The sequence below is a fragment of the Bacillus silvicola genome (assembly GCF_050524305.1).
Taxonomy (GTDB): Bacteria; Bacillota; Bacilli; order Bacillales; family Bacillaceae_G; genus Bacillus_A; species Bacillus_A cereus_AT.
Genome location: NZ_JBNGVC010000013.1, coordinates 585,192 through 600,379 on the forward strand (window position 1 = coordinate 585,192; position 15,188 = coordinate 600,379).

The window sequence follows — 15,188 nt, forward strand, 5'->3', positions numbered from 1 at the left end:
CTAAGGTTTTGCTTGATCTAGAATTTTGAACCTTTATTATAAAAGCTCTTTCTTAAATTTTGCTTAATAAAAAATTGAAAGAAATAAGATTTCCCTTATCCCTTTCAATTTTTTACTACATACACCTTTTTACTCGGCAATTCTAAACAATTTAACTGGCCACCATACACAGCACTGCCATCAATCCCTATAATACGATTATCCCCAAAATACACTCCACAATCATCATTACCATGAAGCGTCTTCGTTTCCGTATGTCCAAATACAACAACCTTTTCACCACTATACCCATTATGAAATTCATTACGGATCCACATTAACGTGTATGGTTCAGATTCAGAAACTCGTTTCATTGGCTCAACACCAGCATGCACAAAGATATACTCTTCTGTTTCAATGTAATGATCTAATCCTTGAATAAACGTTACATGTTCCTCTAATACATGAGATTGTAAAATCGGTTTTTGGAAGTTTTCCTCATTAACCGCAATGTCTTCTTCTACAAATCCATAGCTATATAACGTTTTATCTCCACCATTCCTTTTTACCCAATGGCTCCATGGACGCTCCTCATCTGTCGTTAACGCCTTAATCATCATATCTTCATGATTTCCCTTTAAAACGAAGGCTCCCTCTTCTTTTAACTCTTTTACCTTTTCAATGACAGCACTTGCATTCGGGCCACGATCTACATAATCCCCCAATAAAATTAGTTGATCCTGTTTTGCATCGTAGTGAGCTTCTTCCAATAGCTGTTCGAACTTTTCTATTTCTCCATGAATATCACTAATAACAAGAATTCTTTTCATATTCTACCCCCTCTTTCTAATTATAGTTCAAAACAACAGAAATTTCTGAATCCTGATCCAAAATCACATTTATTACAAACTAAAACTATTATCCTTACAACAATGTAAGTCTCTTGTCATCCAATTCGATGGTTGCAATTACTGTATTTCCTTATACTAAAAGTAAGAAATGAAACAAAAAACAAGGAGAGATGAGATATGAAAAAAGTGATGGAAGTTGTAGTAGCGGTGGCAGAGGTTTTTGTAAATGGGAAACAGGTTGCAATGGAGTTAAACAAATAATGAAAAGGACAAGATTCATTCTAGACCCTTTACTCATATAAAAGAGATAAAACTTCTTCATTTTTTTGATCCCTTATCTCCTTGTAAAAAAGCCGTATCCTTTTGGGATACGGCTTTCTCTTATTTTTGACTCGTACGAGCCGAAATACTAATTGCTCTATCGGTTGCTTTTGCAGCTTCATCTAAAGCTTCTTTACTATTCTTTCCGTCATACATTGCTTCTAATGCTTTTACAACTGCATCTCTTGATTCTGGGAATACACTAATTAATGCACCTTGAGTTGCTGGAGATTGCTTCGTCGCTTGCAATTGTTCTACTGTTACTTTTAGCTGTGGATATTTTTCGTATTGATCTTTTACTAACGGCTCATTATATGCATCTGGATTAATTGAGAAATATCCTGTTGCTGTATGCCATTTTGCTTGTACATCTGGCTTCGTTAAATATTTCATAAAGTCCCAAGCACCTTGTTGCGTTTCTTCTGAAACCATATTCGTCATCCATAATGATGCACCGCCAATAACAACACCATTTTGTTTCGAATCTTCTGGATACGGAATATACGAAACGCCTACATTAAACTTAGATGCATCAATTAAATCACGAACACCAGCCGAAGAATCTAAATACATAGCAACTTGTCCAGACTGGAACGCGGCACGAATATCATCCCAACTTGCTCCATACTTTCCAAGCGCACCAGCTTTATTTAAATCATCTAACATTCCAAATACTTTCTGTCCTTCTTTACCGTTAAATACCGCCTTCTTTGCAGCATCTTTACGGCCGTTTTCGTTATCTACATATAAAGCACCTTGTGTCGCTAACAATTCTTCAAAGAACCAACCATAGTTAAGCATGGAGAATCCATATTGTTTTACATTTCCACCTTCTTTAATCGTTAACTTTTTCGCTGCTTCTTGTAATTCCGCATATGTTTTCGGAGCTTTCTCTGGATCTAAGCCCGCCTTTGCAAAAGCATCTTTATTATAAATTAATACTGGTGTAGATGAATTAAATGGCATAGAATACATTTTTCCATCAACTGAATAATAATTTGTAATTGCTTTTTCTAATTTTGACGTATCGTACTTATCTTTTTTTATCCAGCTATCAATTGGTGTGATTTTTTTGCTATCAATCATATATTTCGTTGTAATTTCACTCGATTGAACAAGAGCTGGCGCTTCTTTCGTTGCAGACATCGTTCTAAATTTCGTTAAAGACTCTTCATATGTCCCTTGGAACTCTGCCTTTATCTCGTATTTATTTTGTGACTTATTATAGTCTGCAACAAGACCATCTAGTACACCTTGTGTTTTTCCACCCATCGCATGCCAAAAGCGAATTACAGTTTTATCACCATTTTTTTCAACTGGTGCTACTTTTGCCTGCGCCTCAGGTTTTCCCTCTGTTTTACTATTTGAACAAGCGGCACTAGATAATGCCATTGTTGCTGCCATTAATAGAGCAGCACCTTTTTTTACTAAACTCATTTTAAGCTCACCTTCTCTTAGTTATTTAATTGCACCTTTTGTTAATCCTTGTTGTAATTGTTTTTGTCCTAAAAATAGTAAAATCAATGTTGGAATAACGATAACCGTAACACCAGCCATTACGCTTCCCCAATCAGTTGCAACTTCTTGTGACTGAAGCTGCTTCACACCAATTTGAACCGTTCTTACTTTTTCATCAGTGGTCACTAAAAGTGGCCATAAATACATATTCCATGTTGTTAAAAAGCTATATACTCCAAGCGTAATAAAACTCGTTTTACAATACGGAATTACAACGCTGAATAAAAACCTTACATTTCCAATCCCTTCAATAAAAGCAGCTTCTTTCAGTTCATTCGGAAGTGTCATAAAATGTTGACGTAGTAAGAAAATACCGAAAGCTGTTGCAAAAAATGGCACTGTCATCCCAGCAAAGCTATTGATCCAACCAAAGCTTTGAATCGTTAAAAAGTTCGGTACCATCGTTGCTTCCCACGGAATAAGCATCGTTGAAATAAACAGGAAGAAAATTACGTTTCTCCCTTTAAACTGAAGAAAAACAAAAGCATAAGCTGCTAAACTGGATACGATAAGTTGTCCAATCATAACAATCGTTGATACAATTAAACTGTTGTACAAGTATGTAAAAAGCGGTACTTTTTGAAAGATATTAATAAAATTATCGAAAGTAAATTGGGTCGGAAATAACCTTCTCATTTGAATATCATCTGGTGTCATAAAGCTTATTAAAAACGCATAGAGTACAGGAAAAAACACCATTACTGCACTAATAATGAGCAGCATGTATAATAGGAAATTTTGTTTCCACTGTTTAACGATCATTTATAATGCACCTTTCTCTCAGCAAACTTGAATTGAATCAATGTAGCAATAAAAATGAAAACGAATAATACCATCGCTTGTGCACTTGCTGTTCCAAATTGATGATTCACAAATGCTTCTTTATAAATCGAGTACACAATTAAATTCGTTGCATCATTCGGTCCACCATGCGTTAAAATATCAATTTGTCCAAAGCTTTGGAACGCACTAATTAACGTTACTGTCACGATAAAAAATAGAGTTGGTGATAGCATCGGTAATGTCACGCGACGGAGCTTATATAAATAGCTAGCACCATCTATAGATGCACTCTCATATAAAGACGTATCAATATTTTGTAAACCACCTAATATAACTAAAAATGCAAATCCTGTATTCACCCAGATCGTTGTAACCGATACAGAAAACAGTGCCCAGTCCGGACTCGTTAACCATGCGATTGCAGGAAGATTCATAGAGGCTAATATATTATTAAATAATCCTACACTTGGATGAAATAAAAATAGCCAAATCACTGCACTAGCAGCTACTGATATTCCCATCGTTGAAGAAAACAGGACTCGAAATAACCCAATACCTCTTACCTTGCCATTTGCAATCAATGCAAGAAACAAAGCAAATATAATACTCGTAGGCACTGTATATAAAACAAATAGTAAAGTTGACTTTATACTTTTGTAGAAAGCAGGATCAGAAAATAAATATTGATAATTTTCTAAGCCAACGAAAAGATTAGCTTCTCCATGTATATCTGTTAAATAAAAGCTATAGTAAATCGTCCTAAACAATGGATAGAAAAGAAAAATCGAAAATAGTAAAATAGATGGCGCCAAAAACAATAATCCTATTCTTAAATCTTTCGTTCTGCCCCATAAATTTTTCTTGTTTGACACTTTTGTTTGAGCTGGTAACTTACTTACTTCAATCATTATTTCGCCACCACTTTCAACTCTTCTTCTACCACTTTTAATCGTTCATTCGTATCATGATGAAAGAAGCATAGTTTATCTTGCGAGAATAATAATTTTACTTTGTCACCTTTGTTCAGAAGTAACTGCCCGATAACTTTCGCACTCCAAGTTGCACCATTTACCGCAAAGTTTAATATAGATTCATTTCCTAATACTTCTATAGATTGTAGCGTAACTTCTTGTCCTTCCTCAGACAATGCAATATGCTCAGGACGCATGCCTATTCGAATTGTTCCTTCTTGTAATCGCTTTAACTGTCCAATAGATAATGGAATTTGCAATTGCCCTATATGTAATACCCCTTTTTCTTTATCCACCTCTCCATCATTTATATTCATAGAAGGAGAACCTATAAAACTCGCAACAAATTCGTTTGCTGGTTCGTTATATATATCAAGCGGTGTTCCAACTTGTTGTATACTTCCTTTATTTAAAACCATGATACGATCTCCCATAGTCATTGCTTCTATTTGATCGTGAGTAACGTAAATCATCGTAATTCCTAATCGTTGCTGAATTTCTCTAATTTCAATCCTCATTTGCGCACGTAATTTCGCATCTAAATTCGAAAGTGGTTCATCCATTAAACAAATCGGTGCTTGACTCACAATCGCCCTAGCAAGCGCAACACGCTGTCTTTGTCCACCTGATAATTGCCCCGGTTTCATTTTCACATACTCTTTCAGTCCTACCATTTCAACAGCTTCTATTAATCGTTTTTGCCGCTCTTCTTTTTGTATTTTTCTTACCTTAAGCCCAAATAAAATATTTTCTTCTACAGATAAGTGTGGATATAATGCATAATTTTGAAATACCATTGATAGATTACGGTCTTTCGGCTCCAAATCATTTGCAACACGTTCATTAATAATTAAATTCCCCGAAGAAATTTCTTCTAAGCCAGCAATCATTCGTAATAATGTACTTTTTCCACATCCCGAAGGGCCAACTAAAACAAAAAATTCTCCCCTCTTAATTTGAACCGATACACCTTTAACCGCTGTCTCTTCCGCATTTTTATATACCTTTGAAACATTTTTCAATTCAATCACAAGGTTGCACTCCTTTTTTCTTCTTGTATCCACACTTCATAATGACTCGTTGAAATTGCACTTGCTCCTGCACGAATTGCAATTTCCGCGTCTTCTCTCGTTTGAATTAGTCCGCCTGCAATAATAGGAAATTCTATTTCCTCTGCTAGCTGTTTAATGATAGAAGGCATAATACCAGGCATAATCTCTACTGCATTCGGTTTAGTCGTTTTACAATTTTCAATTGATTTTGTAAGAGATAAAGTATCAACGATAAAAATACGTTGAATCGTTTTCAATCCAATTTTATTGGCATTTCGAATTGTCGATCCCTTTGTCGAAATAATACCTTGTGCTCCGATAACATCTTGAATATATAAAAGTGCTTCCTCTGTGTTCGTATTTAATCCTTGTATAAAATCACAATGAAGAAATACATCATGTCCATGTTTCTGTAATTCATATACACGCTCTGGTAACTCCAGCATTGAACCAGTCATAAGAAAAACTGTTTTCGGTAATTTTTTGTATGTTTTATACCCTTTCCAATCCTTTATCATCGCAATATAAGGTTCTTTAAACATTGATTCCACCTAGCTTTTCTATTTTTATCCAAACTAAAAACACCTACTTACATAGAACACCTTTCTCCTTATTTGAACTCTAGGGAATAGAGCACACTTAAGAAAGTGGCACGTTATATGTAAGCGGGTGTTCTCAAATGTTCTCTACCCTAGTTATTTTGTTACCTTTACTATATTACGCATTTATTAAGTCAGTTTTGATAAATTGTTAATTAGGTGTTAACCGAATGTTAATATTCAACATATTCCTTTTACAATAATCTAAATATACGAATAAACTTCAACAGAACACAGCAATGTTTAAAATTCAATCGATATGCAAATTCATTCCATAGTTAATGAGTTTTAGTTTTCTCGCCACTGCTTGCGAGGCACAGTTATCCCAAGAAGTACTATAAAGCGGAATGCGGTTTTCCTCTTGTATTGATATTGCCCAAGCTGTAACAACATCAGCACCGTATCCATTTCCTTGGAACTCTTTTAAAGTTTCCACACTTGCCTCAGCAGCTGCGGGAGTACTTCTTGCACTGCAACATATAGAAACTACCTTTTCATTTTTTACAATTGCAAAATAAGGTTGCCTCCATTCCATCTGCTCTATTAAATTAGGAAAATTTTCTCGCAAAAGCTCTTTATTCTTCTCTATTATTTGTATTGTTCTAGTTGGCTTATGTAAATTATTAGGGAACATGAAAGCAGGACCCATCCAAATATTCTCCACCGTTCTCTCTTCATTTAATACTTTAATGACCTTCGCTATCTCTATGTGATTTGAGTGTTCTCGAATTAATTTCTCAATCTTACTTATCATTTCACTATCCAGGTTATAATGATATCTCGTTATATTCCCTTCACGAGTTCTGCTAAGAAAAAAACGTGGTGCTTTCAGATCTCCATTTTCATTTACACACTTTATTCTTCCTACTTGATTATGAACAAATAAAACCTCTGCTTGAATTGCCATTAACTCAAGTTCTGAAAATTTCATTTGTAGCCTCCTTAGTTACTATGTATATAAATACCATCTAGCAAAGCTTTATAGAATACGTACATAAGAATTCCTTATCTATTCCTCTTTTTAAATAATTTTTTCAAAACAAAAATCCCATTCAAATACACATTACTGAATCCATCATACTAACTGATTTCTTCATTCTGTCTATCTAAATGGGATTATTTCGTACTTTTTATTTTTTCAGCTTGTTATTCCACCAGTTGTGGTTGCGGCTGTACTACTTCATTCGCTCCAGCCATCCTCAACATATTCGCAATATCTTTAAAACCTCTTTTTTCAGCACATTGCAGCGGCGTAATATTTTCCTTATTGGCCATATTTACATCTGCCCCGTGGTCAATAAGCATTTGAATTACTTTCTTATGATTTTCACTACCATTTCCTAATACGATTGCTTCTACTAAAGCTGTTCCACCACGAGCATTTCTATAATTCACATCAATATCTGTATGCTCTAATAATTCTTTTACGACCTCTACATGGCCACGTTCAGATGCTGAAATGAGTGCTGTTCCGCCTGATTTAGTAGTCTCTTTTGTATTAACCCCTGCATTAATTAGTAGCTTTACAATGTCTGTATATCCTTCTCTACTTGCATAAAGAAATGGATTACTTTGTTTCTCATCTTTACTTTCAATATTAGCACCTGCACCAATTAATGCTTTAACTGTCTCTACATGATTTTGATACGTTGCTGCAAGGACAGGCGTTTCTCCGTTGTCACCTTCTACGTTTATATTCGCTCCATCCTGAATCAACTTCATAGCTGTCTCTGTGTCTCCAAGAGTCGCTGAAAGTAACAACTGTTTGTCCATTAAATTTATACTTTTTTCTTCTTTAACTTCTTCTTGTTCTTTATGCTTTTCCTTTTTCTTTTCGTTTTTCACATGAACCGGTTTCGATTCTGGTTCTTCTTGCTTATCGCAAGCCACTACCGTCATTAAAAGTCCTAATAACATACATAATAAAATTTTTTGTTTTCTCACAACTACAGCTCCTATGAAAGATAATGTTTTCTTAACCATTCCTCCATCACATACAATAACTCTTCTTGAGTACATTTATCCATAAGCCCTTTAGATTCCTTCTTTAATCGGATTATCTTAAACTTATACTATGTTTCTCAACCTATTGGAATGATACGCCTGATGGCCTCATCATTAACATTATGAAGCAATTAGTTTAGCACGTTTTTACCGCATTTGTATACATTTCTAAAAAGTACATAAAGTGAAACTTTAATCAGTGGGGGTTTTGTTCATCCCCCACTGATTATTAGCCCACACCAATCGGGCTTTTACGGGCAGTTGATCCCCACCTAACTCCTTTGCTTTCGCAGCATTTTGAGACAGGGTCTTACTGCCCACTAATAGAGGGATAAATGATTGCTTTAGGTTACTACATTCCATTGTAACCGTTCTTCTAAAAATTTTACACCTTTTCTATATTTGCACCTGAGCAATAATAGAAAAAGACAACTATATAGTTGTCTTTTTTTATTATTAATGATGCCCACCGTGATTCCCTGTTTTCGATTTCCCCATCATCTCTTTATTCATTTCCCATTTATGCTCTGATAGCTCTTTATATGAAAGAACTTTCCCCTTATAGTTAGATACAAAACTCTCTGCATTTTTTTTATTTTTAAATGAAATGACATTATAAGCCATCGGTGTCGTTATTGTTTTATCATATACGTAAGTAGCATCTTCTAACGAAACCCAATCTTTCGAATCATAATCTCGAACAAATTTTTCTTTCGTCTTTTCACCTGAATTGATCTCCATCCATTTATACATACAACCGATATCATCAAACTTTAACGCCTTTCCATTCTCCAAAATAATTTCTGTTGCGAATTGATTATCCATTACCCCTATTTGACAAATATCACACTTATCATTTTTCTCATCAACTGCAACAGCTTCTATTTCCTTTTTTCCACACCCTACTACTGTAAACACGAAGCATAAACATATAGCAAGTGCAGCATACTTTACTCTCATCCCTATTTCCTCCCTAAAAAATATAATCCCCCTCAACGAGAATACATTATTCTAAAAAATCTCTTCGTTACATTTATACTCAACTAGAAGAATATCAAGAAACTGTGTGAGATTTGTGAAAAAACAATGTTCTTTTTGTAATATATGGAACAAAAAAGAGATGTGCAGTTACTTCTACACATCTCTCATCATTCACAACCAGTAATTAATAAATCATCTTCTAACTTAACTAATAATGTATCCGTATCAATGTTTTGTCCAACTTCTACATTTACTAATCTTATATTCCCACTGATCCCTACTGCGACTTTTTCAATCTCACCGTCATTTTTTCGGATCATCATTAACTTTTCCCATTCATATACGTAAGAGGATTCATTAATAAAAATCTCTTCTACTTTTCCTTTACACGAACTATAAATTTCTTCTATTCTTGTTTGCATGCAAAATCTACTCCCTACTTCACGCTTCGCTATTTCCATCTTATTCTACCATTCTTGTACGAAGGCATTTATCTTTTTAAAAATTCAAAATTACCCTGTGAACAAAATGATCAAAATAAAGATTATGCTTCTAATGATGTTATTTTTCAAATTATTTACCATTCAAATTGAACCTTTTATTATAAATAAAAAACCTTTTATCTGAATTTTTATTTTATTCTGAAAGCGCAATCATTTTTTAGAGGGGGAGATTACATGTTAGCATTACTCGGATTTACAATGGTATTTGTCTTTATGTTTTTGATTATGACGAAACGTATGTCTGCACTAGTAGCATTAATACTAGTTCCAATTATATTCGCATTAATTGGTGGCTTTTATGCCAATATGGGCCCTATGATGTTAGAAGGAATTCAAAAGCTAGCACCTACTGGTATTATGCTTATGTTCGCCATTTTATATTTCGGAATTATGATTGATAGCGGTTTATTCGATCCTGTCATTAGTAAAATTTTAAAATTTGTAAAAGGAGATCCTTTAAAAATTGTTGTTGGTACAGCTATTCTTACTATTATCGTTTCATTAGATGGTGACGGAACAACAACGTATATGATTACAGTTTCCGCAATGTATCCACTATATAAACGTCTTGGGATGAATCCGCTTATATTAGCTGGGGTTGTTATGTTAGGGGCAGGTGTTACAAATCTTACACCTTGGGGTGGACCAACTGCTCGGGTTATGAGTGCTCTTGGACTTGATGCATCAGAGCTCTTCACACCACTTATACCAGGAATGATTGCTGGTGCAATTTGGGTAGTTTTCGTTGCCTACTATCTTGGAAAAAAAGAAAGAAAACGTTTAGGAATTATGGATGTACAATATTTAAAACACATGAAAACAATGGATGAGCAAGCTGCGACAGTCGAAGCAGAAATACATAAACGCCCGAAACTGCTATGGATTAACTTTTTATTAACTGTTTCCCTACTCGTCTGTCTCATACTAGAAGTTATGCCGTTACCTGTTTTATTTACAGTCGCTTTTGCTATTGCGGTTATGATTAATTATCCAAACTTGGAACAACAAAAAGAACGTATTGCTTCTCACGCTGGAAACGTATTAGCGGTTGTTTCTCTCGTATTTGCCGCTGGAATTTTCACTGGTATTTTATCAGGGACAAAAATGGTAGATGCAATGGCTCAAAGTGTAGTGACTCTTATACCAGATGCTCTTGGACCACAACTACCAATTATTACAGCTCTTCTCAGTATGCCGTTCACATTTTTCATGTCCAATGATGCTTTTTACTTCGGTGTACTACCTATTTTAACAAAAGCTGCCGCTGCTTACGGAATTAGTGCAGCTGAAATGGGACGCGCTTCATTACTCGGGCAACCTGTTCACTTGCTAAGCCCACTCGTTGCTTCTACTTATTTATTAGTTGGTATGGCAAAAGTTGATTTTGGTGAACATCAACGCTTTACTTTACTTTGGGCTGTTGGAACGACAATGGTAATGCTAATTACCGGAATTGTAATTGGGATTATTCCAATATAAGACGTAAAAAACAGTAGAGAAAATAAAATCCTCTACTGTTTTTTTGTTATGAAGAAACAAGAAAATACCTTCTCTCCGGTCTCCCTACACTTCCATATATAAGCTCTGCATGTACTTTCTTTCCAGATATTAAATACTCTAAATATCGCCTCGCTGTTGATCGGCTCACTCCGACCATTGAACTTAACACTTCTGCGGTAATACCTTCTTCATTAACTGTTAACATATGCTTTTTTATTTTTGCTAAAGTTAAAGGATCTATTCCTTTTGGGGCGTATTCGATTGAGTTGCCCTTCACCCCTCTTTGGGACCAGAGATGTTCAATTTGTTCTGGTGATAATTGGTCATTTCTCTTTAACTGCATAATCTTCTTTTGATAATTTTCTAAACTTGTTTTAAATCGATCAAACATAAGTGGCTTTACGATATAATCTGTTACTCCTCCTCGTAAAGCATGACGTACGACATCTGTTTCTGACGCAGCTGTAATCATAATAATGTCTGTATCATGCAAATTATGCCTAATATATGTGACGAGTTCAGTCCCTTGCATATCAGGTAAATATACATCTAATAAAACGAGCTGCGGCTTTACAAATTCTAACCATTCCTTCGCCTGTTCTCCAGTCGTTGCTGTTCCAATTACTTTAAATCCCTCAATTTTTTCAGTAAAGCGACGATGAATTTCCGCAATCCGAATATCATCTTCTACAATCAATACTTCAATCCCCTCATTCATTACAATTCGCCTCTCTCTTTCGGTAATGCAATGATAAATAAAGCACCACCTAAATCCCCTTTTTCAATCGCAATACTCCCATTTAAATCTTCTACTAACTCTTTCACTTTTGCTAATCCATATCCACGTTTTCCGCCCACTTTCGTCGAAAAACCTTTATAGAATATGCTTGTAATTATTTCATCATGAACACCTTGTCCTGAATCTTCTACTTCAATTAATATTTCTTCCCCAATGTCTGTTACAAACATTCTTACTTTCTTATCATAATCTTGATTTCTTTCAATTGCTTCAAATGCATTCGTGATCAAATTCCCTAAAATAGAAACAACGTAATTACTCTCAATATGTGGACTTAAATTTTCTAAACTACTTTCTCGATCTAGCGTAAAATCAATCTTCAACTCTCGTGCCCTATTATAAAATCCAATTAAAATCCCACCTAACCACGGATTTCGAATTCTTTTCATAATAAATTGAACGAACTCTTGATATACTGCCGTTTCCTTATGAATAAGCTCTAAAGCATCTTCATAAGACTCTAATTGAATAAGACCCGAAAGCGTATACAATAAATTGTTATATTCGTGCGTTTGCGCCCGTAATGCCTCTGTATACTGCCGTGTTTGAGATAATTCCGCTGTTAATTGATCCATCTCAGATTTCAAGCGCAAGCTGGATACTACACCAGTTACTTTATTATTAACTTTAATAGGTAGGCGATTGGCAATAACATCCTGTCCCTTTATATTTAATTGACGATCAAATTGTTCTTCGCCAGTTTGAAGTACATCCAGTATCGATGAGTTAGGAATAACATTTAAAATAAATTCTCCCATTATATTTTGTTGTTTATCTAAAGAAAGAATGTCATGTGCTGCTTGATTTACTAAACTAACCATTCCATTTTTATCGATTACTACAATCCCTTCACGTACGGATTGAATAACTGTACTATGCTCCTCATATAAAGATGAAATTTCCTCTGGCTCCATTCCAAACATCATTCGTTTTATACTTCTTGCTAAATATATAGAGCCAATTATCCCAATTAACAGACCTATTATTGTAATCCAAAACACACGCTTTCCATATACTTCTATCGCTCCATGAATATCATCCATTGAAAATCCAACAGAAACTACGCCAATAATTTCATTATCCTGATTACGAATTGGGGCTTTTCCTCGTAATGAAGGCCCTAATGATCCCGTTGCTTCCGAAACGTAAGACTTCCCCTCTAATAGAACCCCTTTGTTATCTCCACCAACCATTCTCTCTCCTATTTTATCCCGCATAGGATGTGCGTAACGAATACCATCTTTATTTCCAACTACAATAAAGTCGGCATCTGTTTCGATTCGAATTTTTTCTGCAATTGGCTGAATAATAGAAGCTGGATTTTCTTTTTGAAAAGCTTCCCCGATTTCCGGTATAGCAGCAACTGTTTTTGCAACATGCAACGCCCTTTTTCCAATTTGTTCCTCTACCGTTTCAGATAATATATAGTAAAATAAATAACTTGTTAACAGCAGTACAACAAGAATAAGTGTACTAATAGTTAATGTAATTCTCGGTTGTAGCTTTAATTTTTTAAATGTCAAAACCATTCCCCTAACATGAATAAAGATAGAATTTAAAGAAAATACAGTTTTTTTATTATCACGTTTAATCATAACACGGTTACTATATATTTCTTTATCTTTATCTGCATAAAAAAAGAAACGAAGTAAAATTACTACCTCGTTTCTTAATAATTGTTATTACACTTTAAATTTATCAATCATTTCTTGTAGTTCTACTGCCATTTACTAGAGGTTCTTTCCGTCTTACTATTCTTTATCTTTTTCTACCGCTTTTTTCTCATCTTCTACTACTGATACTACAGGTTTATCATTTGATAGTTGTTGCACGGCACCTTTCCCTGCAAATCCTTCTAATAGTTCTTTTAAGTCAATACCAGAAGAAGCTTTTAATGTTTCTTGCATTGTTGCCATTAAATCAGTCGCATATCCTGCAACCTTCCCGGCACCGCTATTCTTACCACCGCCGCCTGTATCAACAACTGTAATTTTATCAATATTGCTAAGTGGACTTGCAATTTCTTTCGCGTAACTTGGAAGCATTTTAAGAACCATATCCATAATTGCCGCTTGACCATATAATTCAAATGCCTCTGCAATTTTTTGTTTCGCTTCTGCTTCTGCTAAACCTTTTAACCTGATAACATCTGCTTCCGCTGTACCTTGTGCCTTTTGTACTTCCGCTTTCGCTTGACCTTGCGCTTTTTCAATTTCTGCTTTCGCTAAACCTTCCACACGTACCTCTTCTGCACGCGCTCTTGCTTCTGCTTCAATTTTATATTGATCTGCATCTGCCTTTTTCATTTGTTTTACTTTTTCAGCCTCTGCTGATTGTTCAACAGCATAGCGATCTGCATCTGCCTTTTTCTTCACTTCTGCATCATATTGCTTTTCACGACGCGCAATCTCTTTTTCTTCTAATTCAATTTGTTTCTCACGCTCAATGATTTTAACTCGCATTTGCTCTTCTGTAACACCTTGTTGCGCTTTCGCCTGTTGTAATTCGTAAGAAAGGTCCGCATCTGCACGAGCTTGTTCTTGGTCCCTCTTATAGGATTGTACTTTTAATTCCTTATGTTTTTCAGCTTCAGCGATTTGTGCATCACGTTGATATTCTGCTTCTTTTGCTTCTTTCTCAGCACGAGCTTTTTCAATTCGTGCCTCTTTTTCACGCTCTGCATTCGCAACTGTTGCATCACGCTTAACCATTGCAATTTGTGGCTGACCAAGCGCATCTAAGTATCCATTTTTATCCATTATTTCTTTAATTGTAAAGGAGACGATGCGAAGACCCATCTTCTTCAAATCAGTAGAAGCTACTTCATGTACCTTTTGTGCGAATTGCTCTCTATTACTATAAGCATCTTCTACTGTCATAGAAGATAAAATAGCACGTAGATGCCCTTCTAACACTTCTTTTGCTTCTATTTTTAACTCTTCCGTTTCTTTTCCTAAATATTGTTCAGCTGCTGTAGATACTTCTTCAATTGTCGATCCTACTTTAATAATAGAAACACCGTTTACTGTAATCGGTACACCTTGTTTCGTATACGTATCACGTGTTCCAACTTCTAATTTGTAGTTTAATAAGCTAAGAGGCTCTCCTCTTTGCATAATTGGAACTACGAAAGTACCACCACCGCGGATAATCTTAATCTTCTTTCCGTCATCAGTAGTAACAACATTCTTTCCACCACCAAGCCAGTTCCCTGTCACAATTAATGCTTCATCCGGGCCAACTGTTCGATACTTCGTAATGAATACTAAAATAAGTAGAATTAAAATTGCGAGTAAAACTCCACCGATAATTAATGGAATCGTCATG

The 15,188-nt window shown here is 35.2% G+C and carries 14 protein-coding genes; 1 reads left to right on the forward strand and 13 read right to left on the reverse strand.

Features of this window, described 5'->3' with window-relative positions; translation table 11 throughout:
• Nucleotides 1–104: 104 nt before the first annotated feature.
• The 10 genes from ACP6L7_RS25145 to ACP6L7_RS25190 form a co-directional block, all read right to left on the reverse strand.
• On the reverse strand, nucleotides 105–809 hold the full coding sequence (locus ACP6L7_RS25145; RefSeq protein ID WP_097832264.1) for a metallophosphoesterase family protein: 705 nt from the start codon (nucleotides 807–809) through the stop codon (nucleotides 105–107).
• Nucleotides 810–1,211: 402 nt separating this feature from the next.
• Nucleotides 1,212–2,588 (reverse strand): ABC transporter substrate-binding protein, encoded by a 1,377-nt coding sequence (locus ACP6L7_RS25150; RefSeq protein WP_097832263.1) that lies wholly within the window; start codon nucleotides 2,586–2,588, stop codon nucleotides 1,212–1,214.
• A gap of 21 nt (nucleotides 2,589–2,609) precedes the next feature.
• On the reverse strand, nucleotides 2,610–3,431 hold the full coding sequence (locus ACP6L7_RS25155; protein WP_097832262.1) for a carbohydrate ABC transporter permease: 822 nt from the start codon (nucleotides 3,429–3,431) through the stop codon (nucleotides 2,610–2,612).
• Nucleotides 3,428–4,360, reverse strand: a complete 933-nt coding sequence (locus ACP6L7_RS25160; protein ID WP_097832261.1) for a carbohydrate ABC transporter permease — start codon at nucleotides 4,358–4,360, stop codon at nucleotides 3,428–3,430. Before ACP6L7_RS25160 ends, ACP6L7_RS25155 begins: the two co-directional genes overlap by 4 nt.
• Nucleotides 4,360–5,454: an ABC transporter ATP-binding protein gene (locus tag ACP6L7_RS25165; RefSeq protein WP_141533467.1), complete on the reverse strand. Its 1,095-nt coding sequence runs from the start codon at nucleotides 5,452–5,454 to the stop codon at nucleotides 4,360–4,362. Before ACP6L7_RS25165 ends, ACP6L7_RS25160 begins: the two co-directional genes overlap by 1 nt.
• Nucleotides 5,451–6,017 carry a glycerol-3-phosphate responsive antiterminator gene (locus ACP6L7_RS25170; RefSeq protein WP_097832259.1) on the reverse strand — a complete coding sequence of 189 codons (567 nt, stop codon included), beginning with the start codon at nucleotides 6,015–6,017 and terminating at the stop codon, nucleotides 5,451–5,453. The genes ACP6L7_RS25165 and ACP6L7_RS25170 overlap by 4 nt, the downstream gene beginning before the upstream one ends.
• A gap of 307 nt (nucleotides 6,018–6,324) precedes the next feature.
• Nucleotides 6,325–7,005 (reverse strand): GNAT family N-acetyltransferase, encoded by a 681-nt coding sequence (locus tag ACP6L7_RS25175; protein ID WP_097832258.1) that lies wholly within the window; start codon nucleotides 7,003–7,005, stop codon nucleotides 6,325–6,327.
• A 215-nt stretch (nucleotides 7,006–7,220) separates the two neighbouring features.
• Nucleotides 7,221–8,093: an ankyrin repeat domain-containing protein gene (locus tag ACP6L7_RS25180; RefSeq protein ID WP_141533468.1), complete on the reverse strand. Its 873-nt coding sequence runs from the start codon at nucleotides 8,091–8,093 to the stop codon at nucleotides 7,221–7,223.
• Between the two features lie 441 nt (nucleotides 8,094–8,534).
• The gene (locus ACP6L7_RS25185; RefSeq protein WP_097832257.1) at nucleotides 8,535–9,038 is read right to left on the reverse strand and encodes a nitrous oxide reductase accessory protein NosL; all 504 of its coding nucleotides are present in this window, start codon (nucleotides 9,036–9,038) and stop codon (nucleotides 8,535–8,537) included.
• 188 nt (nucleotides 9,039–9,226) lie between these two features.
• A complete protein-coding gene (locus ACP6L7_RS25190; RefSeq protein ID WP_097832256.1) occupies nucleotides 9,227–9,481 on the reverse strand; it encodes a hypothetical protein in 255 nt (84 codons plus the stop codon).
• A 255-nt stretch (nucleotides 9,482–9,736) separates the two neighbouring features.
• Between ACP6L7_RS25190 and ACP6L7_RS25195 the strand changes: the two genes are divergently transcribed.
• Nucleotides 9,737–11,041, forward strand: coding sequence for a CitMHS family transporter (locus ACP6L7_RS25195; protein ID WP_097832255.1), 1,305 nt, complete (start codon nucleotides 9,737–9,739; stop codon nucleotides 11,039–11,041).
• A 46-nt stretch (nucleotides 11,042–11,087) separates the two neighbouring features.
• Here the strand turns inward: ACP6L7_RS25195 and ACP6L7_RS25200 are convergent, their stop codons facing one another.
• The 3 genes from ACP6L7_RS25200 to floT form a co-directional block, all read right to left on the reverse strand.
• Entirely contained in the window at nucleotides 11,088–11,780 is a 693-nt protein-coding gene (locus ACP6L7_RS25200; RefSeq protein ID WP_097832254.1) for a response regulator, read from the reverse strand.
• Nucleotides 11,780–13,390 (reverse strand): ATP-binding protein, encoded by a 1,611-nt coding sequence (locus ACP6L7_RS25205; RefSeq protein ID WP_071772137.1) that lies wholly within the window; start codon nucleotides 13,388–13,390, stop codon nucleotides 11,780–11,782. The genes ACP6L7_RS25200 and ACP6L7_RS25205 overlap by 1 nt, the downstream gene beginning before the upstream one ends.
• A 222-nt stretch (nucleotides 13,391–13,612) precedes the next feature.
• Nucleotides 13,613–15,187: a flotillin lipid rafts scaffold protein FloT gene (gene floT, locus ACP6L7_RS25210; RefSeq protein ID WP_097832253.1), complete on the reverse strand. Its 1,575-nt coding sequence runs from the start codon at nucleotides 15,185–15,187 to the stop codon at nucleotides 13,613–13,615.
• Nucleotide 15,188 lies beyond the last annotated feature (1 nt).

Excerpts from the sequence above, each read along its gene's own strand:
- ACP6L7_RS25145 (WP_097832264.1), bottom strand. The coding sequence starts at position 809 with ATGAAAAGAATTCTTGTTATTAGTGATATTCATGGAGAAATAGAAAAG.
- ACP6L7_RS25150 (WP_097832263.1), bottom strand. The coding sequence starts at position 2,588 with ATGAGTTTAGTAAAAAAAGGTGCTGCTCTATTAATGGCAGCAACAATG.
- ACP6L7_RS25155 (WP_097832262.1), bottom strand. The coding sequence starts at position 3,431 with ATGATCGTTAAACAGTGGAAACAAAATTTCCTATTATACATGCTGCTC.
- ACP6L7_RS25160 (WP_097832261.1), bottom strand. The coding sequence starts at position 4,360 with ATGATTGAAGTAAGTAAGTTACCAGCTCAAACAAAAGTGTCAAACAAG.
- ACP6L7_RS25170 (WP_097832259.1), bottom strand. The coding sequence starts at position 6,017 with ATGTTTAAAGAACCTTATATTGCGATGATAAAGGATTGGAAAGGGTAT.
- ACP6L7_RS25175 (WP_097832258.1), bottom strand. The coding sequence starts at position 7,005 with ATGAAATTTTCAGAACTTGAGTTAATGGCAATTCAAGCAGAGGTTTTA.
- ACP6L7_RS25180 (WP_141533468.1), bottom strand. The coding sequence starts at position 8,093 with ATGTACTCAAGAAGAGTTATTGTATGTGATGGAGGAATGGTTAAGAAA.
- ACP6L7_RS25185 (WP_097832257.1), bottom strand. The coding sequence starts at position 9,038 with ATGAGAGTAAAGTATGCTGCACTTGCTATATGTTTATGCTTCGTGTTT.
- ACP6L7_RS25190 (WP_097832256.1), bottom strand. The coding sequence starts at position 9,481 with ATGCAAACAAGAATAGAAGAAATTTATAGTTCGTGTAAAGGAAAAGTA.
- ACP6L7_RS25195 (WP_097832255.1), top strand. The coding sequence starts at position 9,737 with ATGTTAGCATTACTCGGATTTACAATGGTATTTGTCTTTATGTTTTTG.
- ACP6L7_RS25200 (WP_097832254.1), bottom strand. The coding sequence starts at position 11,780 with ATGAATGAGGGGATTGAAGTATTGATTGTAGAAGATGATATTCGGATT.
- ACP6L7_RS25205 (WP_071772137.1), bottom strand. The coding sequence starts at position 13,390 with ATGGTTTTGACATTTAAAAAATTAAAGCTACAACCGAGAATTACATTA.
- floT (WP_097832253.1), bottom strand. The coding sequence starts at position 15,187 with ATGACGATTCCATTAATTATCGGTGGAGTTTTACTCGCAATTTTAATT.